Annotated in this window: 21 protein-coding genes; 9 read left to right on the top strand and 12 right to left on the bottom strand. The window is 70.1% G+C overall.

Annotated elements, in window-relative coordinates:
* Positions 1-30: 30 nt before the first annotated feature.
* Positions 31-1,665 carry an AMP-binding protein gene (locus ACWFRB_RS23705; protein ID WP_452643689.1) on the bottom strand — a complete coding sequence of 545 codons (1,635 nt, stop codon included), beginning with the start codon at positions 1,663-1,665 and terminating at the stop codon, positions 31-33.
* A gap of 161 nt (positions 1,666-1,826) precedes the next feature.
* Between ACWFRB_RS23705 and sigJ the strand changes: the two genes are divergently transcribed.
* A complete protein-coding gene (sigJ, locus tag ACWFRB_RS23700) occupies positions 1,827-2,768 on the top strand; it encodes an RNA polymerase sigma factor SigJ (RefSeq protein WP_452643688.1) in 942 nt (313 codons plus the stop codon).
* Between the two features lie 80 nt (positions 2,769-2,848).
* Positions 2,849-4,039 (top strand): NAD(P)/FAD-dependent oxidoreductase, encoded by a 1,191-nt coding sequence (locus ACWFRB_RS23695; RefSeq protein ID WP_452643687.1) that lies wholly within the window; start codon positions 2,849-2,851, stop codon positions 4,037-4,039.
* Here the strand turns inward: ACWFRB_RS23695 and lysA are convergent.
* Both lysA and ACWFRB_RS23685 read right to left on the bottom strand, forming a co-directional pair.
* A complete protein-coding gene (gene lysA, locus ACWFRB_RS23690) occupies positions 4,036-5,379 on the bottom strand; it encodes a diaminopimelate decarboxylase (protein ID WP_452643686.1) in 1,344 nt (447 codons plus the stop codon). The genes ACWFRB_RS23695 and lysA overlap by 4 nt on opposite strands.
* Positions 5,380-5,483: 104 nt before the next feature.
* The gene (locus ACWFRB_RS23685) at positions 5,484-6,506 is read right to left on the bottom strand and encodes a beta-ketoacyl-ACP synthase III (protein WP_452643685.1); all 1,023 of its coding nucleotides are present in this window, start codon (positions 6,504-6,506) and stop codon (positions 5,484-5,486) included.
* A gap of 242 nt (positions 6,507-6,748) precedes the next feature.
* Between ACWFRB_RS23685 and ACWFRB_RS23680 the strand changes: the two genes are divergently transcribed.
* Positions 6,749-6,979, top strand: coding sequence for an RGCVC family protein (locus tag ACWFRB_RS23680; protein WP_452643684.1), 231 nt, complete (start codon positions 6,749-6,751; stop codon positions 6,977-6,979).
* A gap of 300 nt (positions 6,980-7,279) precedes the next feature.
* On the opposite strand, the gene cmrA is transcribed toward ACWFRB_RS23680, so the two are convergent.
* The 4 genes from cmrA to ACWFRB_RS23660 form a co-directional block, all read right to left on the bottom strand.
* On the bottom strand, positions 7,280-8,083 hold the full coding sequence (cmrA, locus tag ACWFRB_RS23675) for a mycolate reductase (protein WP_452643683.1): 804 nt from the start codon (positions 8,081-8,083) through the stop codon (positions 7,280-7,282).
* A 17-nt stretch (positions 8,084-8,100) separates the two neighbouring features.
* Positions 8,101-10,131, bottom strand: a complete 2,031-nt coding sequence (locus ACWFRB_RS23670) for an oxidoreductase (RefSeq protein WP_452643682.1) — start codon at positions 10,129-10,131, stop codon at positions 8,101-8,103.
* A 48-nt stretch (positions 10,132-10,179) separates the two neighbouring features.
* The gene (locus tag ACWFRB_RS23665) at positions 10,180-10,707 is read right to left on the bottom strand and encodes a PadR family transcriptional regulator (RefSeq protein ID WP_452643681.1); all 528 of its coding nucleotides are present in this window, start codon (positions 10,705-10,707) and stop codon (positions 10,180-10,182) included.
* 90 nt (positions 10,708-10,797) lie between these two features.
* Entirely contained in the window at positions 10,798-12,171 is a 1,374-nt protein-coding gene (locus tag ACWFRB_RS23660) for a glutamine synthetase family protein (protein WP_452643680.1), read from the bottom strand.
* Positions 12,172-12,233: 62 nt separating this feature from the next.
* Between ACWFRB_RS23660 and ACWFRB_RS23655 the strand changes: the two genes are divergently transcribed.
* Positions 12,234-13,442, top strand: a complete 1,209-nt coding sequence (locus ACWFRB_RS23655) for an amidohydrolase family protein (protein WP_452643679.1) — start codon at positions 12,234-12,236, stop codon at positions 13,440-13,442.
* Between the two features lie 10 nt (positions 13,443-13,452).
* Positions 13,453-14,787 (top strand): MFS transporter, encoded by a 1,335-nt coding sequence (locus tag ACWFRB_RS23650; RefSeq protein ID WP_452643678.1) that lies wholly within the window; start codon positions 13,453-13,455, stop codon positions 14,785-14,787.
* Here ACWFRB_RS23650 and ACWFRB_RS23645 read toward each other — a convergent pair.
* A complete protein-coding gene (locus ACWFRB_RS23645; protein ID WP_452643677.1) occupies positions 14,760-15,341 on the bottom strand; it encodes a DUF4203 domain-containing protein in 582 nt (193 codons plus the stop codon). The genes ACWFRB_RS23650 and ACWFRB_RS23645 overlap by 28 nt on opposite strands.
* The gene (locus tag ACWFRB_RS23640; protein WP_452643676.1) at positions 15,338-16,183 is read right to left on the bottom strand and encodes an alpha/beta fold hydrolase; all 846 of its coding nucleotides are present in this window, start codon (positions 16,181-16,183) and stop codon (positions 15,338-15,340) included. The genes ACWFRB_RS23645 and ACWFRB_RS23640 overlap by 4 nt, the downstream gene beginning before the upstream one ends.
* Before the next feature lie 247 nt (positions 16,184-16,430).
* Here ACWFRB_RS23640 and ACWFRB_RS23635 point away from each other — a divergent pair, with 247 nt between their 5' ends.
* Together ACWFRB_RS23635 and ACWFRB_RS23630 are read left to right on the top strand one after the other, a co-directional pair.
* Positions 16,431-17,672: a PucR family transcriptional regulator gene (locus ACWFRB_RS23635; protein ID WP_452643675.1), complete on the top strand. Its 1,242-nt coding sequence runs from the start codon at positions 16,431-16,433 to the stop codon at positions 17,670-17,672.
* A 74-nt stretch (positions 17,673-17,746) separates the two neighbouring features.
* Positions 17,747-18,730, top strand: a complete 984-nt coding sequence (locus ACWFRB_RS23630) for an endonuclease/exonuclease/phosphatase family protein (RefSeq protein ID WP_452643674.1) — start codon at positions 17,747-17,749, stop codon at positions 18,728-18,730.
* Here the strand turns inward: ACWFRB_RS23630 and ACWFRB_RS23625 are convergent.
* The 3 genes from ACWFRB_RS23625 to ACWFRB_RS23615 are packed head-to-tail and all read right to left on the bottom strand — an operon-like array spanning position 18,712 to position 21,170.
* Positions 18,712-19,515 (bottom strand): TetR/AcrR family transcriptional regulator, encoded by an 804-nt coding sequence (locus ACWFRB_RS23625; protein WP_452643673.1) that lies wholly within the window; start codon positions 19,513-19,515, stop codon positions 18,712-18,714. The two genes, ACWFRB_RS23630 and ACWFRB_RS23625, sit on opposite strands and share 19 nt — an antisense overlap.
* A gap of 21 nt (positions 19,516-19,536) precedes the next feature.
* The gene (locus ACWFRB_RS23620) at positions 19,537-20,805 is read right to left on the bottom strand and encodes an RNA polymerase sigma factor (RefSeq protein ID WP_452643672.1); all 1,269 of its coding nucleotides are present in this window, start codon (positions 20,803-20,805) and stop codon (positions 19,537-19,539) included.
* Complete coding sequence (locus ACWFRB_RS23615) at positions 20,802-21,170, bottom strand: YciI family protein (protein WP_452643671.1); 369 nt, start codon at positions 21,168-21,170, stop codon at positions 20,802-20,804. The genes ACWFRB_RS23620 and ACWFRB_RS23615 overlap by 4 nt, the downstream gene beginning before the upstream one ends.
* 197 nt (positions 21,171-21,367) lie before the next feature.
* Here ACWFRB_RS23615 and ACWFRB_RS23610 point away from each other — a divergent pair, with 197 nt between their 5' ends.
* Both ACWFRB_RS23610 and ACWFRB_RS23605 read left to right on the top strand, forming a co-directional pair.
* Positions 21,368-22,888: an MFS transporter gene (locus ACWFRB_RS23610; protein WP_452643670.1), complete on the top strand. Its 1,521-nt coding sequence runs from the start codon at positions 21,368-21,370 to the stop codon at positions 22,886-22,888.
* A 102-nt stretch (positions 22,889-22,990) separates the two neighbouring features.
* On the top strand, positions 22,991-23,587 hold the full coding sequence (locus ACWFRB_RS23605; RefSeq protein ID WP_452643669.1) for a hypothetical protein: 597 nt from the start codon (positions 22,991-22,993) through the stop codon (positions 23,585-23,587).
* Positions 23,588-23,644 lie beyond the last annotated feature (57 nt).

The following is a 23,644-nucleotide window of genomic DNA, read 5'->3' as shown; positions in this document are numbered from 1 at the left end:
CGTCAACCGCGCACGGGCGGCGGAGCCGCCTCAGGCCTTCGGGAGCAGGCGGGGAACCACCTTGCCCGCCGGGTTCCTGGGGAGTTCGTCGAGGAACGCGACCTCGCGCGGGACGCAGTGCCGGGCGAGGTGCACCTTCACGTGCGACTTGATCCCGTCCTCCGTCAGGCCCTTGCCGTCGGGGTCGTCGGTGCGCACCACGTAGGCGGCCAGCCGCGCGCCGAACTCCGGATCGTCGATGCCGACGACCGCGTTTTCCAGCACCCCGGGCAGCTCGCTGAGCAGGTTCTCGACCTCGCGCGGGTAGACGTTCTCGCCGCCCGAGACGATCATGTCGTCGCTGCGTCCGTCGAGGAACAGCAGGCCGGACGGGTCGAAATGGCCGAGGTCGCCGGTGGACATCAGCCCGCCGCTGATTTCCTTCTCGCTCCCGCTGCGGGTGTAGCCCTCGAACAGCATTCCGTTGCCGACGAACACGCGGCCGACGGTGCCGTGCGGCACCTCGTGGCCGCGATCGTCGAGGATCCGCACGACGGTCCCGAGCGGGGGACGGCCGGCGGTGGTGGGATGCGCACGCAGCTCGTGCGGCTGCGCGATCGACGCCCAGCTCACCTCCGTGGAGCCGTAGAAGTTGTACAGCACGGACCCGAACACCTCGAAGGTCTTGTGCACCACCCCGGTCGGGATCGCCGAGCCGCTGGCCGCGATCACCCGGAGCGTGGAGAGATCGGCGTCCCGATCGCCAGCAGGCAGGTCGGTGATCCGCTGCAACATCGTCGGCACCACCCACAGCGCGGTGGCACTGTGCTCGGCGATCTGGGCCACGGTGGCGGCCGGGCCGAATCGGCGGGTGAGCACCATGGTCGAGCGCAGGGCCAGGCCGACCTGGGCGGCGGCCAGGCCCCAGGTGTGGAAGATCGGCGATGCGACGACGGTGGTCTCGGCGCTGCGCAGGGGCAGCCGCGAGAGCAGGGCGGACGCGGGCATCCAGCTGCGCGGTTCCGGCCGGTTGGCGCCCTTGGGGGTGCCCGTGGTGCCGGAGGTGAGGACGACGATCCGGCCGCGCCGCGGGCGGCGGGCCAGCGGCGCGGTGCTCCGCCGCCCGACGGCGAGCAGATCCTCGAAGCCCACCCGGTCCGTGTCCGCGGGAGCCTCCGTGGGTTCCGCGTCGGCAAAGACCGCGACATTCGGGGCGGTATTCGTCAGCAGCGGGGTGAACTCGGAATCGACCAGCAGCCAGTCGATCTTCTGTTCCGCCAGCACCTCGGAGAGCTGGGTGGTCGACGCCCCGGTGTTCAGCAGCACCAGGTCGGTGCCGAGCCGGGCGGACGCGCCCATCGCGATCAGGAAGCCGCGGTGGTTGCGGGCCAGGATGCCGATCCGCCCGCGTTCACGCAGCCCACGCTCGTGCAGCGCGGCGGCGAGCGCGTGGGCGTCCTCGTCGAGCTTCCGGTAGCTGATCGGCCCGCGGTCGTCGATGACGGCGATCCGGTCGCCGTCGCGTCGCGCGGCCACCGCGAGCAGGCCGCCCGCGGTGAAGTCCCACTGGTACCAGGCGGATACGACGCCTGCGAGCCTGCTCGGGCCCATCGGGCCGACGATGCCCGCCTTGGTGACGGGGACGAGTCCCTTGAGTAGGTCGGTTGCTCCGGTAACGCTCGGCATCTCGGCGGGTCCTCCTGGCTCTGGGGTGTCATGGCGGCGGCCACAGCCCACCGGTAACTTACTCGGCGGTAAGGATCGTGCCAATGGGTACCCGACAGCTCGTGCGGGTGACAGATGGCCGGTGGGTGGACACCGACTGGGGCATGGCAGACCATGGGGCAATGACACTCAGTGCCGACGAGGCCGATCTGTTCGAGGGCTTCAGGGGTCGATTGGAGGCGATCGCCTACCGGCTGCTCGGGTCGGCTGGTGATGCCGAGGACGCGGTGCAGGACGCCTACCTGCGCTGGCACGCGGCGGACCGGGACCGGATCGAGACGCCCGAGGCGTGGCTGACGAAGGTGCTCACCAATCTCTGCCTCAATCAGCTCACCTCGGCCAGGGCCCGGCGGGAAACCTATGTGGGACAGTGGCTCCCGGAGCCGGTGCTGGCCGGAGACCGGATGCTCGGTCCGGCCGACACCGCCGAGCAGCGCGAGTCGGTCTCCCTCGCGATGCTCCTGCTCATGGAGCGGCTCTCGCCCAACGAGCGCGTGGTCTACGTGCTGCGCGAGGCGTTCGGCTACTCCCATCGCGAGATCGCCGAGATCCTCGACCTCAGCGAGTCGAACTGTCAGCAGATCTACCGGCGGGCCAAGCACCACGTCACCGGGCGTTCCCGCGCCACGGTCGACGAGGCCGCCGCGCGGCGGATCGTCGAGGAATTCCTCGCCGCGGTCCTCAGCGGCGACACCGACCCGCTGATCCGGCTGCTCACCGACGACGCGGTCAGCGTGGCCGACGGCGGTGGCCGGACCCCGGCCCGCAAGACGCCGGTCCTCGGTGCGCACGAGATCGCGCGCTACCTGGCCCACGCGTTCCGTCTGACCGATGCCAAGCGCCGCTACGTCGGTGGCGATCCGGTGTTCTACGCCTGCGTGGTCAACGGCGGTCTCGGCGTGCTGGCGCAGGTCGGTGACCGCGTCTTCGCCGTCTTCGCCCTCGACGTGACCCCCGACGGCATCGCGGCGGTCCACATCCAGGTCAACCCCGGGAAGCTGGGCCGCATCACGCGTCAGTGGGCGGCAGAGGGCCCGCACAGCCCCCTCGACATCACGTGGTGATCCACATCACACCCGCTTGGTGTCAGGGATCGCGCGCCTATCCGGTTCAGGAGGTGAGTCCACACCGATAGGAGCGAGCCATGAAGCACCGCATTGTCGTCCTCGGAGCCGGGTACGCCGGAGCCACCGCCGCCGGTCGTCTCGCCAAGCGACTGCACCGCGACGACGCCCAGATCACCCTCGTCAACGCCGACCCCGACTTCGTCGAACGGGTGCGCATGCACCAGCTCGCGGCCGGTCAGGATCTGCGCCCCCGCCCGCTGCGCGACACCTTCGCCCGCACCGGCGTGCGGGTCGTCACCGCGCTGGTCACCGCGGTCGACGTCGATCGTAAGACCGTCGATCTCGACGGCGGCGAGTCCCTCGGCTACGACAGCCTCGTCTACGCCCTGGGGAGCGTCGGCGCCGACCACGGCGTCCCCGGTGTCGCCGAGTACGCCCACAGCGTCGCAGGAAAGCAGGCCGCGCTGCGGCTGCGGGCGCGCCTGAGCGAATTGGCCTCGGGCGCAACAGTGGTGGTGGTCGGCGGCGGCCTGACCGGCATCGAGGCCGCCACCGAGATCGCCGAGACCCGCCCGGATCTCGCGGTCTCGATCGCCGCCCGCGGAGGCGTCGGTGACTGGCTGAGTGAGAAGGCCCAGCGTCATCTGCGTGGCGCCTTCGACCGGCTCGGCATCACGGTCCACGAGAGTGCCGCCATCACACGCGTCGAGACGGACGGTGTGGTGGCCGATGCATTGGGGATGATTCCGTCCCAATTGACGGTGTGGACAACCGGTTTCGCTGCGCACCCGCTCGCGGCCGCAACCACACTCGAGGTGTCCGGTGACGGACAGATCGTGGTCGACCGCACCATGCGTTCGGTCTCGCACCCCGATGTATACGCCGTCGGCGACGCCGTGCTCGCGGAAGGTGCGGGCGGTAAGCCACTGCGGATGTCCTGCGCCTCGGGCGGCCCGACGGCGTGGCAGGCCGCCGACGCCCTCGCCGCACGTTTGACCGGTCGCGAGGTTCCCGAGACCACGATCGGCTACAACTTCCAGTGCATCAGCCTCGGACGCCGCGACGGAATCATCCAACCCGTGACCCCCGACGATCAGGCCAAGTCCACCGCCGTCACGGGCAGGGCCGCCGCGCGCATCAAGGAGTACGTCTGCTCGGGCGCGGCCTGGGGCATCGGCCACCCGACCCTGCTGCTGCCGAGCCGCCGCCGACACGTCGTGGCAACCGGCGCAGTGGAGTCCGACCTCGTCACCCGGTCACGCGGCTAGAGCGAGGACTCCCTTCGGAGCAGGTCGTCGATCGTCTCGCGACGGATCAGTTCGCGGGCCGAGCCGTTGCACACCGCGATGATCGGCGGCCTGCCAACCGAGTTGTAACTGGATGCGAGTCCGTGGTGGTAGGCGCCGGTGCCGGGGATCGCCAACACATCGCCGGGGTGCAGGTCCGCGGGCAGGTGCACGCCGACCGCCAGCTCGTCACCCGATTCGCAGTGCCTGCCCGCGACGGTGACCTCGACCTGGGCGCCCACCGGATGCCGGTTGGCCAGGGCGACGCTGTACCTGGCCGCGTAGAGGCAGACGCGGGGGTTGTCGCTCATGCCGCCGTCGACGCAGACGAACGTGCGACCGCCCTCGATGCGTTTGACGAATACGACCCGGTACACCGTCACCCCCGACCTGGCGACGATGGCGCGACCCGGTTCGAGGGTGATCTGCGGACGAGGGAACCGGTTCCGCGCGCATGCCTCGTCGAGCGCGTCCTCGATTGCCGAGGCGAGCTGGGTGAGGTCGAGGGGCACGTCGTCGAAACCGTACGAGACCGCATGGCCGCCACCGAGATTGAGTTCGGTCAGGATCAGTCCGTGATCGTGGTACACCTGCGCCATCTGGCCGATCATCCGGTGCACCGCCACGCCGAAATGATCGGGATCGGTGATCTGCGACCCGAGGTGGCAGTGCAGGCCGACCAGGTTCAGGTGCGGCTGGTCGAGCACCCGCTTGATCGCGGCGTCCGCCTGGCCGTGTTCGATGGGGAACCCGAACTTCTGGTCCGCCACGCCGGTCCGGACCGCGCGGTGACCGTGCACGTCGATGTCCGGGGTGACCCGGACCAGGACGTCCTGCTTGTGGTCGAGCGCCGAGCCGAGAACCGCGATCTCGGTGTGCGAGTCGATGACGATGCGGCCGACGCCCGCCTCGATCGCGGCGGTGAGCTCGGCGGGGGTCTTGGCATTGCCGTGCATGATGATTCGGCGGGCATCGACGCCCGCCGACAGGGCGATGGCCAGTTCCCCGGCCGAGCACACGTCCAGGGCCAGCCCCTCCTGGCTCACCCAGGAGGCGAGCGCCCGGGTCATCAGCGCCTTTCCGGCGTACGCGATCTCGGCCTCCGGGAAGATCTCGCGGTAGGTGCGACAGCGGTGCCGGACGTCCAGTTCGTCGATCACGTAGCTCGGCGTTCCGTACTGGTCGGCGACATCGGCCAACGCGACGCCGCCGACGGTGATCCGCCCCTGCTCGTCGTGGTGGGTGTTGATCGGCCACACCGCGGGATCGAGCCGCGGGGACATGGCCGAGCGGAGCGAAGGGAAGATGTCGAGAAGGGTCACCGGGTTCTCCTAGGGGTGATGGTTCACCCTCCGGAGTACTCGCGTTCCGGCTCGTTGCCGCGGCCCCTGACGCGACCTTGACGCCGATCCGTCGTGGCTTGACGTCATGATGACGAATCGGCGTGCGCGGGCATTCTGACCACCTGTGCGGCGTAGGACAGCCCGGCCCCGAACGCGATCAGCAGCGCCGTGCCGCCCGCGGGGGCCTCGCCGGATCGGAGCAGTGTGTCCATGGCCAGGGGGACCGACGCCGCCGACGTGTTGCCGGAGTCGACGATGTCGCGCGCGACCGCGGCATCGGGCGAGAGCCCCAGTCGCTTGGCGATGATGTCGGTGATCCGGAGGTTCGCCTGGTGCGGGACGAAGGCGTCCAGCTGCTCGGGCGCGACGCCTGCCCGGTCCAGCGCGGCCCTGGCGACCTTCTCCATCTCGAATGCCGCCCAACGGAACACGGCCATTCCGTCCAGCTTGACCGTGGGCCGCGGCCCGGTCGGGTTGTCGCGGTAGGCGTCCCAGGACGGGGCCTGGCAGATCACATGGGACTGCGAGCCGTCCGAGCCCCACTCGACCGGCCCGATCCCTGGACTCTGCGACGGTCCCACCACCACGGCCCCCGCGCCGTCGGCGAAGATGAACGCGGTTGTCCGGTCGGTCAGGTCGAGGCATTCGCTCATCCGCTCGACGCCGATGACCAGGACGTGCTCCGCGCTGCCACCCCGGACCATGTCGGAGGCGACGGCCAGGGAATGGCAGAAGCCGGCGCACCCGGCCGAGACGTCGAACGCGGCCCCGTGGACACCGAGTCGGTGGGCGATCTGCGGGGCGACAGCGGGCGACTGGTAGAGGTAGGTCGACGTCGCGACGATCACGCAGCCGATCTGCTCGGCCGGCACCCCGGACGATGCCAGCGCCCGGTGGCCCGCCGCGACGGACATCTCGAGGACCGACTCCTCCGGCCCGGCGAACCGCCGGGTCTTGATCCCGGAGCGGGTCTGGATCCACTCGTCGCTGGAGTCGATGCTCCGGCAGATCTCGGCGTTGTCGACGACGCGGGACGGGCGGTACACCCCCAGGCCGACGATCGCGCTGTGCGGTGAGCCGGTGGTGGCGGTGATCGGGGCGGCCATCGTTCATCTCCTGATGCGGCGGATGTTGCCTTGCCGCTCCAGCGTCGGTCCTGGCCGGGCCCGACGAAAGGCACCCTAGGGGTCGCCGATCGCCCCCTGGGTGTCGAGACGGGAACGAAGGGGCAGGCCGGAAAGAGTAGCGTCGTTGATGTCGAGGGCAATTCGAATATGCGCGGTCAAGCCATGTCGTCCTCGGCGCCCAACCGGTCCGCAGGCGAAGGGCCGAGAACTGGAGCGCCGCCATGGCGTCGAACCCGACCGATGTATCGAATTCTCAAGCAGATTCTGCGGCTCCCGGCGTTGCCCGGGCGCTGGAATCGCCGCCCCCCTCCTGCCCGGTGTGCCCGCACAGCATGGAGTCCCACGATGCGCTCGGTATTCGGTTCTGCGCCGCGACCTCGGACCGGCACCTCGACCGGAAGTGCATCTGCGCCGGTGAACAGGTGATCGGACATCATTACACCCGGTACTGAACCGACCGCCTGCCCCTGGCCGCCCCTGGTGTGACACCGGGTTCGGCTCGCTCCCGCGAGCCGAACCCGGTCGTGGGTTCACCAGCCGGAGCCGGAACCGCCCGATCCGGTGTTGGCGAGGATGGTGCCGATGACCATCTGCGCGATACCGGCGACAGAGCCAACAAATTCCACGGTGTCCTCCGACTTTCCTCATCGCCGATTGTCCGGCGTAGTTGTGAACTTAGCCGAACTATCTTGTGGAAGGGATGTGTTCCCGGGTTCTCGGCGCGGGATCGAAGGACAGCCGGTCGACTGCTCCTAGCCGCCCAGCTTCTTGTAGAAGGTGCCGACGATCGGCGCGACCACCGCGCGCGGGCTGTACTGGCCCGCAACCGACATGCCCTTGCTCAGGATTCCCGGCACCACACGCATCTTGTTCTTCGCGAGGGAGTCCAGCGACAACTTGGCGGTGTACTCGCTCGAGATCCAGAAGAAATCGGGGACCAGCTTGTCGACGATCGAGGCCTCCGACGGGTCCGGGATCTCCGTGCGCACCGGGCCGGGGGCCAGCAGTGTGACGTGCACGCCGGTGCCGGTGAGCTCACCGCGCAGCGACTCCGAGAAGGTGTTCACGAAAGCCTTGGTGGCCGCATAGGTGGCGTTGTTCGGGATCGGCATGTTGCCTGCCGCCGATCCGACCATGAGGATGCCGCCGGAGTCCCGCGCGAGCATTCCGGGCAGCACGGCCAGCGTGAGGTCGTGCACGGCAACGGCATTGAGCTCGACCTGGGCCCGCTCGTAGGCGGGGTCCAGCTCGGACACCGGGCCGAACGTGGCGATCCCGGCGTTGTTGCACAGGATGCTGATCGGGCGCTCGGCGAGCTCGTCGACGAGGGCGCCGCGCTGGTCGCGATCGGACAGGTCGACCGCGCGGACCTCGACCTCGACGCCGTGCGCCGCGGTCAGCTTCGCCGCCAGCGCGTCGAGCAGGTCGCCGCGACGGGCCACCAGGATCAGCGAGTATCCGCGCGCGGCCAGGTCGGTGGCCAGCGCCTCGCCGATGCCGGAGGAGGCGCCGGTCACGACCGCGCGGGAATCAGGGGTGGGGGTAGGCAGGCTCACGGGCTCAGGCTAGCGGGTCAGATCGCCGCCGCGAGGCGGGTGCCCTGCTCGATGGCCCGCTTGGCGTCCAGTTCGGCCGCGACGTCCGCCCCGCCGATCACGTGCGTCGTCACCCCGGCCGAGGCCAGGTCGCCCGCGAGCTCACGCACCGGTTCCTGGCCCGCGCAGATCACCACGTTGTCGACGGCGAGGACCTGCGGTCGCTCGCGCTTCTCGCCGAAGGTGATGTGTAGCCCGTCGTCGTCGATCCGCTCGTAGTTCACGCCCGAGAGCTGGTGCACGCCCTTCTTCTTCAGTGCGGCCCGGTGCACCCAACCGGAGGTCTTGCCGAGTCGCGCGCCGATCTGGCCGGGCTTGCGCTGGAGCAGGTACACCTCGCGCGGAGACGGCTCGGTCGCGGGCGCGGTCAGCGAGCCAGGGGCGGTGTCGGAAACGGTGACGCCCCACTCCCGCTTCCACTCGTCCAGGTCGAGGGTGGGGGAGCTGGCGTGGGTCAGGTACTCGGAGACATCGACGCCGATGCCGCCCGCCCCGATCACCGCGACGCGGTCGCCAACGGGCCTCCCGTCGCGGACGAGTTCGGCATACGAGAGCACGCTGGCGTGGTCGATGCCGGGGATGCTCGGAATCCGCGGGGTCACGCCGGTGGCGATGACCACCTCGTCGTACCCGCCGTCGACGAGCCGGCCGGCATCGACCCTGGTGCCCAGGTGCACCTTCACGCCGTTCAGTTCCAGCTGTCGGGTGTAATAGCGGATCGTCTCGGCGAATTCCTCCTTGCCGGGGATTCGCCGGGCGATGCCGAACTGGCCGCCGATCTCGGCGCCCGCCTCGAAGAGTTCGACGGTGTGGCCGCGCTGGGCGAGGCCGACGGCCGCGGACAGGCCCGCGGGTCCGGCGCCGACGACGGCCACGCTCTTCGCCCGCCTTGTCGGTGCCAGCACCAACTCGGTCTCGCGGCCGGCGCGCGGGTTCAGCAGGCAGGACACGTTCTTGCGGACGAACGCGTGATCGAGGCAGGCCTGGTTGCAGGCGATGCAGGTGTTGATCTCGTCGCTACGGTCGGTCTCGGCCTTGCGGACCCACTCGGGATCGGCGAGCATCGGCCGGGCCATCGAGATCAGCTCGGCGTCGCCGCGGGTGAGGATCTCCTCGGCGACCTCCGGCATGTTGATCCGGTTCGACGCGCAGACCGGGATCGTCACGGCCGCCGCGACCTTGGCGGTGAACTCGACGAACGCGGCCCGCGGCACGGAGGTGACGATGGTGGGAACCCGAGATTCGTGCCAGCCGATGTCGGTGTTGATGATCGTGGTACCGGCATCCTCGAGTTCGGTTGCCAGGGATGAGATCTCGTCCCAGGTCTGGCCCTTCTCGACGAGGTCGGCCATGGACAGCCGGAAGACGATGATGAAGTTCGGCCCGACCGCCTCGCGGGTGCGCCGCACGATCTCGACCGCCAAGCGGCGCCGGTTCTCGGCGCTGCCGCCCCACTTGTCCTTGCGCTTGTTGGTACGGGCCGCGAGGAACTGGTTGATGAAGTACCCCTCGCCGCCCATGATCTCGACGCCGTCGTAGCCGGCGGACTGCGCGAGCTGCGCGCAGCGCACGTAGTCGTCGATGGTGCTCTCGACGCCGCGGCCGGTCAGGGCCCGGGGACGGAAGGGGTTGATGGGGGCCTTGATCGAGGAGGCCGACACGCTCAGCGGCTGGTAGGAGTACCGGCCCGCGTGCAGGATCTGCAGGGCGATCTTGCCGCCCTCGGCGTGTACGGCGTCGGTGACCTCGCGGTGCAGCTTCGCGGCCTTGCGGGTGGTGAGCTTGGCCCCGAGGGGAAGCAGCCAGCCGGTGCGGTTCGGCGCGTAGCCGCCGGTGATGATGAGGCCGACGCCGCCGCGGGCCCGCTCGGCGAAATACGCGGCGAGTTTGGGGATGTCGCGTGTCCGGTCCTCGAGTCCGGTGTGCATCGAGCCCATCACCACGCGATTGCGGAGCGTGGTGAAGCCCAGGTCCAGCGGGGACAACAGGTTCGGGTACGGGTTGCTCACGTGGGCGGCCTTTCGGGTCGGACTCGGGCTGGAGTGGTGGGGTCGGGGTCACAGCGCATCGAGCACCTCCTGGCACCAGGCGGTGAAGCCCTCCTCGACGCGGATGCCGCCGCGCAGGACCAGGTACTGGTGCAGGTCGGTGCCGGACAGCCGGTCGGGTGCGGGGAAGTCGCGCTTCTCGATCAGGCGGTAGACCTCGAGCCGCCTGGCATGGTCGTCGCGGTGCCTGCCGACCTCGGCGCGCACGTCGTCGAGGTCGCCGAAGGACGCGGCGCGGATCTTCACGGCCAGCTCGTCGCGCAGGTGCCCGGGCTCGGTCGGCTCTGCGATCCACCGCCGCAGCTCGGCCCGGCCTGCGTCGCTGACGCGGTAGACCCGCTTGTCCGGGCGGCCGTCCTGGCCGACGGTCTCGCCGTCCACCCAGCCCGCCTCGTCCATGCGCTTGAGTACGCGGTAGATCTGCTGGTGGCTCGCGCTCCAGAAGAAGCCGATGGACTTGTCGAATCGGCGCGCGAGCTCGTATCCCGACCCGGAGTGTTCGGAGAGCGAGACCAACAGCGCATGTTCGAGTGCCACGAGGTCGAGTATCTATGCAACGAGGAGACTATGCAACTGAGTTCATATAGGGAGCGGTTCCTTCTGCCGGCGAGCGCTGGTTCGAGATGGTCAGAAGACCCAGCGGAGCGCGGCCGTGATCTCCGCGGGGCTCGAGTCGGCGAAGCGTGCGACCTCGGCCCGCCGGAGGTCGGCGACGGTGGTCGCGAGCTCAGGTCCGAACGCCGCACCGAGCACGGTGTCGGCCTCGAAGGCGTCGGTGGCCTCGGTGAGCGTGCCGGGCAGCGCACGGATCCCGAGCCGGGCCCGCTCGTCCTCGCTCAGCCCGGCCGGGTCGACGTCCACCAGCCCGGGCAGGTGTGAGCGTTCGGCGAGCCCGGCCAGGCCTGCGAAGATCAGCGCGGCGATGCACAGGTACGGGTTGGCCGACTGGTCGAGGACCTTGACCTCCAGGTTGGCCGCGCGGCCCTCGTCCCCGCGGCTACCCGTGATCAGGCGCAGCGCGGTCTCGCGGTTCTCGTGGCCGCACGCCTGGAACGGAGCCGCCCAGTGGCCGGGAACGAGCCGCAGGTAGCTCGCGACCGAGGGTGCACCGACGGCGAGCAGGGCGGGCAGCCTGTGCAGGATGCCCGCCGCGAAGGACTCCGCGGCGTCCGTCATGCCGCAGGGCCCGTCGCCGCCGTCGTGCAGGTTCACCCCGCCGCGCCAGATGGACAGGTGTACGTGGCCGCCGTTCCCGACGCCGTCGGCGACCACCTTCGGGGAGAAGGAGGCACGCAGGCCTCGGTCGGCGCTCAGCGCCCGGATCGTCTCGCGCACCAGCACGAAGGTGTCGGCGGCGCCGATCGGATCCTCCGCGGCGACGGACAGCTCGTACTGCCCGGCCGCGTACTCGGGGTGGATCTGCTCCACCGCGACACCCTGTTCGCGCAGCGCGGTGAGCAGGTCGGCCAGGTAGTCCGAGTGTTCGACGAGCCGGGTGAACCCGTAGGCGGGCCCGCGGGTGGCGGGCACGAAGTCGTCCTGGTCGAGTCCGAGGGTCCACTCCACCTCGATCGCGGTCTTCGCGGTCAGGCCGGCGTCGGCCAGCGCCTCGACCGCGCGGCGGGTGACGTCCCTGGCGTCCTGCGGGTGGGGCGTTCCGTCCTGTGTGTAGCGGTCGGCGGGCGCCCACGCCCAGCCCGGCTGTGCGGCGAGGGCGGTGACCCGGTTCAGGTCCGGCAGCAGCCGCAGATCACCGACGGGCCCACCCGCGCAGCGGCCCGCGATGATCGAGTCGTCGGTCGCGAACGCGTCGAACACCGGCGACGCGCCGACGCCCCAGGCCGCGGCGTTCGCCAGCCGATCGACCGGGACCGCCTTCATCCGGGTGATCCCGCTGTTGTCGACCCACGTCAGTGCCACCCCGACCACGCCCTGATCGGCCAGCCGGGCCGCCACCGGGCCGGCCTCCGCGGCCAGCCGCTCACGCTCGTCCCGGTCCATTGCGGCTCCTTCGCGCGGTCTCTGATCAGCGGCGATTGCCGCTGCGCGGCAGAATGGCGGTCATGGCACGATCCTCAGACGATACGTCGGCGCGGCCATCGAGATCGGGTGAACGACGCCTGGAGGAGCTCGTCGGGCAGATCGCGCTCGTCGATCATCACTGCCACGGCATCGTGCCGGGCCCCCTCGACCGGGCCGGGTTCGAATCGCTGCTCTGTGAGGCCGATGCGCCCGGTCGCTGGCACGGGACGCTGTTCGACACCCAGGTCGGGCTCGCGGTCCGGCGGCTGTGCGCCCCCGTGCTCGATCTGCCACCGCACGCGCCCGCCGACGACTACCTCGCGCGCCGCGCCGAACTCGGCTCCGACGAGGTGTCCCGGCGGCTGTTGCGGGGCGCCGGGATCTCCGAGTTCTTCGTGGACACGGGCTTTCGGCCCGACGGACTGACCTCGCCGGACGAGCTGGCCGCCCGTGCCGGGGCCTCGGCGCGGGAGATCGTCCGGCTCGAAGCGGTCGCGGAGGGGGTGATCGCGACCCACGACGCGGGCGACTTCGTCGAGGCCTGCCGGGACCGTCTGGCGGCCGCGGCGGCGACCGCGATCGGCTTCAAGTCGATCGCCGCGTATCGGGTCGGTCTGGATCTGGCCCCGGATCGTCCGCCCACGAACGAGGTGGCCGCCGCGGCCGCGCGGTGGGCGGCCGACATCGAACGGGGCGCGCCGATCCGGCTGGCCGACGAGACCCTGATCCGGTTCCTGATCTGGACCGCCGTCGATCTCGGTCGGCCGATCCAGTTCCACACCGGATTCGGCGATGCCGATGCGGATCTCGGCCACTGCGATCCGATGCTGCTGGCGCCGCTGCTGCGCGCGACGGCCGGCCGCGGGGTGCCGATCATGCTGCTGCACACCTACCCCTTTCATCGGCACGCGGGCTGCCTGGCGCAGGTGTTCGACCATGTCTTCGTCGACGTCGGCCTCGCGGTGCAGAACGTCGGGAGCCGGGCCGGCCAGGTGGTGGCCGAACTGCTCGAACTCGCGCCCTTCGGTTCGGTGCTGTTCTCCTCCGACGGCTACGGGCTGCCTGAGCTGTTCCACGTCAGCGCCACGCTGTTCCGTCGCGCGCTGTCGGACTTCCTGGCGGCTGGAGTCGAGGGCGATGCCTGGTCCGAGCGGGACGCCGAGCGGATCGCGCGCCTGATCGCCGCGGAGAACGCCCGCCGCGCATACGGTCTCGCCGACGGGGGAGCCGGACGCGGTTCGCTCGCCTAGGCTCGCGATCATGGGCCAAGCGGCGATCGGCACCGGCGTCACCCGCAAGCAGGTCTTCGCGTGGGGGCTGTGGGACTGGGGCTCGGCGGCGTTCAACGCCGTGATCGTGACGTTCGTCTTCTCCGTCTACCTCACCGACGCGGTCGGCGACGACCTGCCTGGTTCGATCTCGGCGAGCACGTGGCTCGGCTGGTCGCTCGGCGCCTCCGGACTGCTGATCGCGGTCCTGGCGCCCGTCACCGGGCAGCGCTCGGACGCGACCGGGCATCGGCGGCGCTCGCTCGCGTTCCTCACGGCGGCGGTGGTGCTCGTGATGGCCGCGATGTTCCTGGTCGAGGACCGGTACCAGTACCTGTGGGCCGGGCTGGCCCTGCTCGGCGCCGGGTCGGTCCTATTCACGCTCGCCGAGGTGCCCTACAGCGCGATGCTGCGCCAGGTGTCCACGCAGGAGAATGTCGGGCGGGTGTCCGGGTTCGGTTGGGCGATGGGCTATTTCGGCGGCATCGTGTTGCTGCTGGTCTGCTACTTCGGGTTCATCGTCGGCGACGCCGACACCCGCGGACTGCTGGGCCTGAGCACCGACGGGGGATTCAACATCCGGATGGTCGCGCTGGTGGCGGCGCTGTGGTTCGCGGCGTTCGCGATCCCCGTGTTGGTCGCGGTGCCGGAGCTGCCCCGCACCGAGGCGGATCCAGCGGCCGCCCGAGCGGGGTTCTTCGCGTCCTACGGTGTGCTCTGGCGTGACCTCAAGGAGCTGTGGACGGCGGACCGCCGTACCGTCGGGTTCCTGCTCGCAAGCGCGCTCTTCCGTGACGGACTGGCCGGGGTGTTCACCTTCGGAGCGGTCCTCGCGGTCAACGTCTACGGCATCGCGGCATCGGACGTGCTGCTCTTCGGCGTGGCCGCGAACGTGGTCTCCGGGGTCGCGGCGCTGGCGGCCGGTCGGCTCGACGACACCCTCGGCCCGAAGACGGTCATCGTCGCCTCACTCGCCGCGATGCTGGTGGCGGGCGGAATCCTGCTGGTGGTCTCGGGTCCGGTGGCGTTCTGGGTTTTCGGACTGCTGCTGTGCGTCTTCGTCGGCCCCGCGCAGTCGGCGTCCAGGACCTTCCTCGTGCGGATCACCCCGACCGGCAGGGAGGGCCAGATGTTCGGCCTGTACGCGACCACGGGCCGGGCGGTCTCGTTCCTCGCGCCCACCCTGTTCGGGGTGTTCGCGTGGGCCTTCGCCAGCGACCGGGCCGGCATCGTCGGCCTGCTCGTGGTGCTGGCGCTCGGGCTGGCGGCGGTGCTACCGGTACGGGCGCCCGAGCGCGACTACCGCCGGGAACCCTCGTCGGTCTGAATCCCGAGCTTTTCCGGGAAGAGTCGCCGCTGCACGATCCAGCCGGCCACCGAGAGTGCGATCCAGAGCAGGGTCGAGGTCACCTGCTCCCATCCCGGGTTCGGTTCGTGCAGGAAGGAGAGGGCGTCGGTGGTGCGCCCCAGGCCGGCCAGGATCATGCTCGCGCCGCCGATCGAAGTGAGCCACAGTAGCGCCCTGGCCCGGTACTTGTCGGCGAGGAAGGCGGCGGCGACCGCGACCGCGATGATCACGATCGCGCTGACGGCCCAGTTGTTGTCGCCGCGCTGCACCACCTCCGCGAGTTTCGCGCCCGCCATCGCGCCGGTCAGGCCGCCGATGAAGTAGGCCGAGAACTTGAAGACCAACGTGGTGACCACCCACGAGATGAGCGCGCCGACGAGCGCGAACAGGAACAGCGTCGCCAGCGAGGCGTGGAACAGGTCCGCGATCAGCCAGCCGAGGCCGAAGCCGGCGGCGAGCACCGCGAGGTGCAGTGATCGGATGCCGTAGAAGCACAACAGCGCACCGACCAGCAGTACTGCGATCCCGCTCATTTCTCGTTCCCTTCGATTCGCGCGAGGACCGCTTCGGCCAGCGCATCGGGTGCTTGTTCCGGTATCCAGTGGCTGACGCCGTCGAGCTCGACGAAACGGTATGGGGCATCGACGAACTCGCCGCACCGTTCCGCGCCCGCGCGGCCGAGCGCCTCGTCCTCGGAGCCCCAGACGTAGGTGGTGGGCACCCGGACCGATGGGATGCCGCCGAAGTCGGCGCGCATGGCGCGGTACCAGGACAGCGCGGCCGTTAGCGCGCCCGGCTCGGTGAGCGCCCGCACGTACTCGGCGACCTGGTCGGGATCGAGGTCGCCGTACACCGCGCGCAGGCGCTTGGCGTCGTCGTCGAGCAGCAGCCGCTCCGCCACCTGGCCGTCCCGGAAGACACCGATGTAGCGCGACCGCTTCTGCTGGTCCGCGTCCTCGCGCAGCGCCCAGCCGAACGCGGAGGGGTGCGGAACGGACACCGCGGTCAGGGTCTCGGCGCGTTCGGGGTGGTACGCGGCGATCCACCAGGCGACCACCGCGCCCCAGTCGTGCCCGACCAGGTGCGCCGATGCGATACCGGCGGCGTCCATCAGGGCCAGCACATCGGCGCCGAGCAGCTCGAGCGCGTAGTGCTCGACGCCGACCGGTCGGGCGCCGGGGGAGTAGCCGCGCTGCGACGGCGAGATCACCCGGAGGCCGGCCGCGGTCAGCAGCGGCGTCAGTGGGCGCCAGCAGGCCGAGGTCTCCGGGAAGCCGTGCAACAGCACGACCGGGGGTCCGCCAACGGGACCGGATTCCTCGACCTCGAAGGTGAGCCCGCCGACGGTCACTGCGGAGTGAGTACGATCGTCCACGGAATCCATTTGTCCCTCAACGCTCGTCGTTGTCTGCCCGGTATGGGCAGAGATTACCGCTCGGGCCTCGAAAAGGGCGGCATTCGTGGTGGTCCCGGCCGTGACCCCTCGGCCGGGTTGCCAGGGGTTTGTGACGATGAGGTGAGCGCATCGGCCGATCCGGTTCGCCCGGTTCCGGAAGCATGCTAAGTATCTGTTGGTACCAGGTGACCCGGCGTGGTATCGAGGGGATATCGGGGAGTGAACTGTGACGATTGCCAATGGTGGGGTCCGCGATGACGAGCCCCTGCGAATCGCCGGACGGTCGGTGGCGAACTGGCTGGACGCCGCAGCGACCGACCTGACCGCCGCGGTGATCGAGCGCCTCGTCGACGACCTGCCGATCTACAAGCAGCTGCCGCAGGAGGTGGTGCGGGGCGAGATCGCGGACATCGTGCACCACAACATGGAACTGTTCGCGACGCTCGTCCGTGAGCGCCGCCCCGGGCGCAAGGCCGAGTTCGTCGAGCAGCGGAACTCCTCGGCCCGGCGCGCGGAGGAAGGTGTCCCCCTCGATGCCGTGCTGCACGCGTACCACGTCGGCATCGGGATGGCGGCGGAGGAGCTGTTCGCCGACGCGGAACCCGGCGACATCGGCGACGTACAGACGATCATGGTGATGGTGCTCGATTTCCTGCGCCAGCTGACCCTCGAGGTGAGTTCGTCGTACCTCGAGGAGCGCCAGATCATGGACAGTCAGGAGAACTCCGGCCGTCGCTCGCTGATGGCCGCGCTGGTCGCCGGGGAGCAGCTCGACGCCATCGCGCAGCGAACCGGGCTCCGACTGGCCCCGCACTATCTCGCGATGAGCCTGTCGATCGGGGAGCACGTCGACGAACGCGGCGACGGCGTCAGCGGGACGGTGGCGGGCAGGCGGAAACTGCGCAGGTTGCAGGCCGAGCTGGACCGGATCACCGGGGAGCCTGCGCTCACGGTCATCGACAGCAGCGGTGGGACGGCCCTGATCCCGTGCCCAGGGAACCCGCCGGAGTGGGACGCGCTGAAACGGATGATCGATCGCGCGCAGGCGGTGGTGGGCACCGAGATCCGGGCGGCGGCGGTGGTCGCGGCTCCCGCCGAGGTGCCGGCGGCGGTGGAGCAGACCGCCGAGATCATCGCGCTCATCTCGCGGTCGGGCCGCCCGCCAGGGCTGTACCGGTTGCGCGACGTGCTGCTCGAGTATCAGCTGAGCAGGCCGAGCCCCGCACACCCCGAACTGGCAGGCCTGCTCGAGCCACTGGTCGCGAGGCCCGAGCTGATGCAGACTCTCGAGGCCTATGTGGCGAGCGGACTGAACCGCCGCGCGACGGCGTCCGCGCTGCAGGTGCACGCGAACACCGTCGACTACCGCATGCGGCGCGTCGCGGAGCTGACGGGGTTGAACCCGGCGGACCCCGCCGATCTCCCGCACGTGGGGGCGGCGCTGGCGGCGCGCAGGGCGCTCGGCTGAGCGAAGCCCGCGGACCGTCTCGGGCATAGTGGAGGGCTCGCGGTGATCCGCGCCGCGACCACGAGGGGGATTCGATGCGGTGGGTTCGATGGACGGTGACGGCCCTCGGGTGGGCGGCGGTGCTGGCGGCCGCGGTGGGTGTCCTCGCGCACTACCTGGACTCGACGAACACCGTGCTCGTCGTGCTGGCGTCGTTTGCGCCGTTCCTGATGGCGTGCGGGGTGGCCGGCCTGGTCGCGCTCGCCTGTGCCCGCCGGTGGGTCGGGACCGCGGTCGCAGCGGCGGTGGTGGTGGCCGCGGCGTGGACGCAGCTGCCGCTGTACCTGGGCGACCGCGGCTTCGACGGAGACCCAGAGCTGACGGTGATGCAGGCGAACATCCTCTTCGGCAAGGGTGATCCGGAAGCCCTTGTCGCGCAGGTCCGCTCGCGTGGCGTGGGTGTGTTGACGGTCAATGAGCTGACCGACGGCGCGATCCCGCAGCTGGGCGCCGCCGGCCTGGACGAGGAGCTGCCGTACCGGTATCTGCGACCGATGGAATGGGGCGGCGGCGGGACGGGGATCTGGAGCCGGTACCCGATCAGCGAGGAGACCGAGCACATGGGCTTCGTGCTGAACATGGTCTCCGTTCGGGTGCATGATCCGGACCAGCGGCCGTTCGTGGTGGTCGCGGCGCACCCGCTGCCGCCCTGGCCCCGCCCGCAGACGACGACGTGGTCCCAGGAGATGGGCCAGGTGCGCGACATCCTGCAGGACCTCCGCGGCCGCGGCGAGCCGGTGATCATGGGCGCCGATCTCAACGCGACCTACGACCACGCGCAGTTCCGGGCCCTGATCGGTGACGGGTACAGCGACGCGGCCGAGCAGTCAGGCGCAGGCGTGCTGCGCACCTATCCGGCGGACCGCTGGTGGCCCCCGGTGCTGGGGATCGACCACATTCTGTTGACGGGGGCGTTCGCCGTGAACGTCGAGGCCGTGGACCTACCCGGGTCCGATCACCGGGGCGTTGTCGCGGAGATCGACCTGCGGGAGCCCGACGACTACTCCGATTCCGACTGACCCGGGACCGACGGCGTCCGTTCGCTGATCAGGACGGCGACGCCGTCGAGTATGCGGTCGAGCCCGAATCGGAGCGCGTGAACCGGATCGCCGGTGGACTCGAACTCGGTCCCCGCCGCCTCGCCCACCCGCCCGGACACCGGGAACTCGGCTGGGTCCATCAGACGTTCGAGGGTCGGCGAGACGAGGTCCCACCACTGCCCGTCGGTCAGCCCGGATTTCTCCGCGGTCGCGCCGACGCTGACGAGCAGGCGGGCGGTCCCGACCACGTGGGTCAGCACCAGCGTCAGGACCGAGTCCATCTCGACGTCGGAGAGGCCGATTCCGTCCAGCGGTCGCAGTTCGGCCTCGTACTTGCGGACGGTGTTCGGGCCGAGGACGGGACGCATCCCGACGAGCTGGAGCATCCAGGGGTGGCGCTGGTAGAGGTCCCAGTTCCTGGCGGCGATGAACTCCAGGCCGCCGCGCCATCCACCCGGTGCAAGGGAGGGTTCGTCGAGATCCGCGTAGAGGCCGCCGAGGACGCTGTCGTGCATCAGGTCGACCAGGTCGTCCTTGCCGGGTACGTGCGTGTACAGCGACATGGCACCGGAACCGAGTCTGTCGGCGACGCGCCTCATCGAGACCCCGTCCAGGCCCTCGGCGTCCGCGAGCTCGATGCCCGCGGCCACGATCGCCTCGACGGTCAGGCCCTTGCGTCCGGTCTTCCCGCGCAGCCCCCACAACAGTCCGAGGGTGCGGGCCGGATCGAAGGGCCCCTCCTTTTTTGACGTCACGCCGGACATTCTCCTCGCTTTCCCGCCGGCTCAGTTCGCCGCGCCGTTCGCGGGGTCCGCCAGTCGGGCGGCGCAGGATTCGAGGTAGCGCTGTTCTGGGACGCTGAGCGTGTGCTTGGCCGCCGACAGATAGTGCGACCGGGCACCTGCGTCGTCACCGGCCATTCTCAGCAGGTGTCCTCGGACCGCGTCGATGCGGTAGTGGCCTGCGATGCGTTTGTCGGTGTCGAGTTCGGCGAGGAGGTCGAGGCCGGCCTGCGGACCGTGGACCATCGCGGTCGCCACCGCACGGTTCAGGGTTGCCATCGGGTTCGGTGCGACGTGATCGAGGATCCTGTACAGGATGAGGATCTGGTGCCAGTCCGTCCTGGCCGTGTCGGGGGCCTCGGCGTGCACCGCGGCTATGGTCGCCTGTAGCTGATAGGGACCGACGTCGGTGTGCGGCAGGGTCTCGCTGATCAGTGCCACACCCTCCTCGATGAGCGCGTGGTCCCAGAGGGTGCGGTCCTGGTCGGCCAGCGGGATCATCGCGCCGGTTCGGGTGGTGCGAGCGGCGCGGCGGGAGTCGGTCAGCAACATCAGCGCGAGCAACCCGGCGACCTCGCCGTCGTCGGGGCGGAGCGCACGCATCAGGCGGGTGAGCCGGATCGCCTCGGTCGCAAGCGTTTCGCACTGCAGGTCGCCGCCCGAGCTCGCGGTGTAGCCCTCGTTGAAGATCAGGTAGAGCACGTGCAGGACCACCTCGAGCCGCCCCGATCTCTCGGGCTCGGGCGGCATCGAGAGTTCGGCGCCCGCGTTGGTGATCTGCTGCTTGGCCCGGCTGATCCGTTGTGCCATCGTCGCTTCGGGGACGAGGAACGCGCGGGCGATCTGCGCGGTCGTGAGTCCGCCGACCGCACGGAGCGTGAGCGCGACCTGCGAGGGCGACGACAGACGCGGATGGCAACACAGGAAGAAAAGCGACAGGGTGTCGTCCGATTGCCACGGTGTGCCCTCGCTCGCGTCCGGAGAAGTCCGTTGGTGGTCCGGCGTCTGCGCCGCGGCGAGTTCCTCGCGTGCCCGCCGCGCGTGCTCGCTCCGCCACGAGTCGATCAGCCGACGACGTGCGACGGTGTGCAGCCAGCCGGTCGGATCCTGCGGAACACCCTCGTGTGGCCACTGAGCGGCGGCCGCGAGGAGGGCGTCCTGCACGGCCTCCTCGCAGGAATCGAACTGGCCGTGCCGCCGGACGAGCCGCGCGAGGACCTGCGGCGCACTCCGGCGCAGCAGGTCCTCGAACGCGGTGACGTCGGTCGTCACATGTCCGGTCCGCCCGTGAACATGACCGGTCGAACCTCGATGGCGAGCCCGTCGATCTTCGTGTCGGGGATCTGCAAGGCGAGTTCGATCGCTCGCTCCTTGTTCTCCACGTCCACCATGTAATACCCGCCCATGTACTCCTTGGCCTCCAGATAGGGGCCGTCGGTCACGGCAGGAACGCCGTCGCGGGAGCGGACGACGGTGCTGTTGGTGGGGTCCGCAAGGGCCTGGGTGATGACCATCTCGCCGGACTGCTGGATCGTCTTGATGAACTCGCCGTGCCCGGTCATGATCGCGTTCCGATCGTCCTCGGACAGCGCCGCCATCACCTCGGGGTCGATCTGCATGAGCAGCAGGTACTTCACGGAGCCTTCTCCTTCGTTCGGGTGCCCTGGTGGGCACGTTCGCATAGAGGTCGTCGCGGGTTGCCGTTTCTCTACATCGGCCGGGCAACTTTTCTGAAGACCCGATGTAGAGAACCGACCGCCTGCCGCGACCTACCTGCGACGTGCGCCGTGCCTTGGGGGCCCGGCATCGACAGGGACCAGTTGTGGAGGATCGGATGGGTGCAGCAACACCGACAGTAGTGACGGAACGCGCGGGACGACGGCAATGGCTGGGGTTGGCATTGTTGGCGCTGCCGACTCTGGTCGTCGCCCTGGACATCAACGCGTTGTTCCTGGCGTTGCCACAGCTCACCGCGGACCTGGGCGCGAGCAGTACACAGCAGCTGTGGATCGCCGACATCTACGGCTTCATGGTCGCCGGTCTGGTGATCACGATGGGCACGCTCGGAGACCGAATCGGCAGGCGCAGGCTCCTTTTCATCGGAAGCGTGGGATTCGCGATGGCCTCGGTGCTGGCGGCCTACTCGACCGGTCCGGAGATGCTGATCGCGTCCCGGGTGCTGCTGGGGATCGCAGGCGCGACCCTGATGCCGTCCACGCTGGCGCTGATCACGAACATGTTCCACGACGGCAGGCAACGCGGGGCGGCGATCGCCATCTGGTCCACCTGCACCTTCACCGGCGCCGCCCTCGGGCCCGTTGTCGGCGGACTGCTCCTCGCACACTTCTGGTGGGGCGCGGTGTTCCTGATGGCGGTGCCTGCCGGCGCGGTCCTCGTGATCGTCGGGCCTTTCGTGCTGCCCGAGTTCCGGAACCCGGACGCCGCACGCCTTGATCTGCCGAGTGTCGCGTTGTCGATGCTGGCGATCCTGCCGCTTGTGTACGCCGTGAAGAGGCTGACCGCTGACGCGGCGCCGTCGATCGCCGCGGTGTCGACGCTCGTTCTCGGCGGCATGTTCGCGGCCGTGTTCGTGGCGCGTCAGCTGCGGCTGGACGACCCGCTGTTGGACCTGCGGTTGTTGGGTCGGGGTTCCTTCCGGCTGATCCTGTTGGCGTTGACCCTCGCCGGGGTGGTGATGGCCGGGACGGGCCTGCTGGTGACCCAGTACCTTCAGTCGGTGCTCGGCCATTCGCCCGTCTCGGCCGCACTCTGGTTCGCGCCCATGGGTTTGGCTGTGGCCGTCGGTACCACGCTCTCGCCCGCGATCGCGCGACGCGTCGAGCCGGTGACGGCGATCGCCGCGGGACTGGCACTGTCGGCGATCGGTGCGGCATTGCTGGCGCTCGTCGGGCTCGAGTCCGGTCTCGGCATGGTCATCGCGGCCATCGCGATCCTGGCGTTGGGGACCGGTCCGTTGTTCGCGCTCGGTACGGGAATCGTCATGGGCTCGGTTCCGCCCGAGCGGGCGGGCTCCGCGGCATCGATGGCGGAAACGAGCAACTACCTCGGCGGAACCCTTGGCATCGCGATCCTCGGCAGCGTCGCGGCCGGTATCTACCAACACCAGATGGCCGGGTCGATTCCGGCGGGCACTGCCGACGAGGCGGCTGCGAGTGCGGGGCAGACCGTCGCAGGTGCGGCCGCGGTCGCCGCCGACCTTCCCGCCGACTCCGGCGCAGCGCTCCTCACGTCGGCACACGCCGCGTTCACGAGCGGACTGCACGTCGTGGCGTTGATCGGCGCGGTCGTGCTCGGCATCCAAGCCTGGGTGCTGTGGCGGGCCCGGATCGGGTAGCGGAGGGAGCGGATTGCTCACCCTTGGGTGTGTTTCGGGAGGCGGCGGCGCGGGCGACGCTTGAACTCCAACCCGATACCGAACCGAATGGAGCGACATCCCATGCGCCAGACCACCATGACCCGCACAGTCCTCGCCTCAGCTGCGGCAGTGGCCGCCATCGCCCTCGCCGGGGTAGGTGCCGTATCGATCGCATCGCACACCGACCAGGGAACGGCCACGAGCGTGGACTCCCCGGTCGGGCCGGGGGGCGCGGTCGTGCCGGGCGCGGACAAGAGCCGTGCCACGGGTGGCGGTGTGGAGCAGGGTGCCGTCGTGGCACCGGTCGACGCGGCGACGGTCCCGGGTTTGGTCGGACCCGTTGTCCCGGGTCAGGTCGGTCCCGCGGGCCCGAACCCGGGAGGCCCGGCGGGCCCGAAGCCCGGCGTACCTGCGGCCGATCCGGTGGTCCCGCCGCAGCCGGGACCGGTGGATCCCGGACCCGTTGACCCGGGTCCGAAGCCGGACGGTCCGGTCGTGGATCCGGTGGATCCGCCGCCGGCAGCGCCGGTGTCCGATCCCGTCGTTCGAGATCACCGTGGGGACGGGGTCGACCCGAACCCGCCCGGTGGCGTGATCGTCGGGCCTTCCGATGGATCCGGACCGATCGTCCGCGACCATCGCGACCAGTCCGGACCGATCGTCCGGGATCATCGCTAGCCGCGGTGCGCATCGGGACCACACCCGGTCCGTGATGTGGGTCAACAAAGGGGTCGG

This window comes from Rhodococcus sp. NPDC055112, assembly GCF_053607505.1.
The sequence above is the reverse complement of the archived record's forward strand: the minus strand, read 5'-3'. Positions and strand labels throughout refer to the sequence as shown.

Coding starts and splice junctions, on each gene's coding strand:
- ACWFRB_RS23680 (WP_452643684.1), top strand. CDS start 6,749: ATGGCGTCGAACCCGACCGATGTATCGAATTCTCAAGCAGATTCTGCG.
- ACWFRB_RS23705 (WP_452643689.1), bottom strand. CDS start 1,665: ATGCCGAGCGTTACCGGAGCAACCGACCTACTCAAGGGACTCGTCCCC.
- ACWFRB_RS23645 (WP_452643677.1), bottom strand. CDS start 15,341: ATGAGCGGGATCGCAGTACTGCTGGTCGGTGCGCTGTTGTGCTTCTAC.
- ACWFRB_RS23695 (WP_452643687.1), top strand. CDS start 2,849: ATGAAGCACCGCATTGTCGTCCTCGGAGCCGGGTACGCCGGAGCCACC.
- ACWFRB_RS23660 (WP_452643680.1), bottom strand. CDS start 12,171: ATGGACCGGGACGAGCGTGAGCGGCTGGCCGCGGAGGCCGGCCCGGTG.
- ACWFRB_RS23625 (WP_452643673.1), bottom strand. CDS start 19,515: ATGTCCGGCGTGACGTCAAAAAAGGAGGGGCCCTTCGATCCGGCCCGC.
- sigJ (WP_452643688.1), top strand. CDS start 1,827: ATGACACTCAGTGCCGACGAGGCCGATCTGTTCGAGGGCTTCAGGGGT.
- ACWFRB_RS23685 (WP_452643685.1), bottom strand. CDS start 6,506: ATGGCCGCCCCGATCACCGCCACCACCGGCTCACCGCACAGCGCGATC.
- ACWFRB_RS23655 (WP_452643679.1), top strand. CDS start 12,234: ATGGCACGATCCTCAGACGATACGTCGGCGCGGCCATCGAGATCGGGT.
- ACWFRB_RS23610 (WP_452643670.1), top strand. CDS start 21,368: ATGGGTGCAGCAACACCGACAGTAGTGACGGAACGCGCGGGACGACGG.
- ACWFRB_RS23630 (WP_452643674.1), top strand. CDS start 17,747: ATGCGGTGGGTTCGATGGACGGTGACGGCCCTCGGGTGGGCGGCGGTG.
- ACWFRB_RS23605 (WP_452643669.1), top strand. CDS start 22,991: ATGCGCCAGACCACCATGACCCGCACAGTCCTCGCCTCAGCTGCGGCA.
- ACWFRB_RS23650 (WP_452643678.1), top strand. CDS start 13,453: ATGGGCCAAGCGGCGATCGGCACCGGCGTCACCCGCAAGCAGGTCTTC.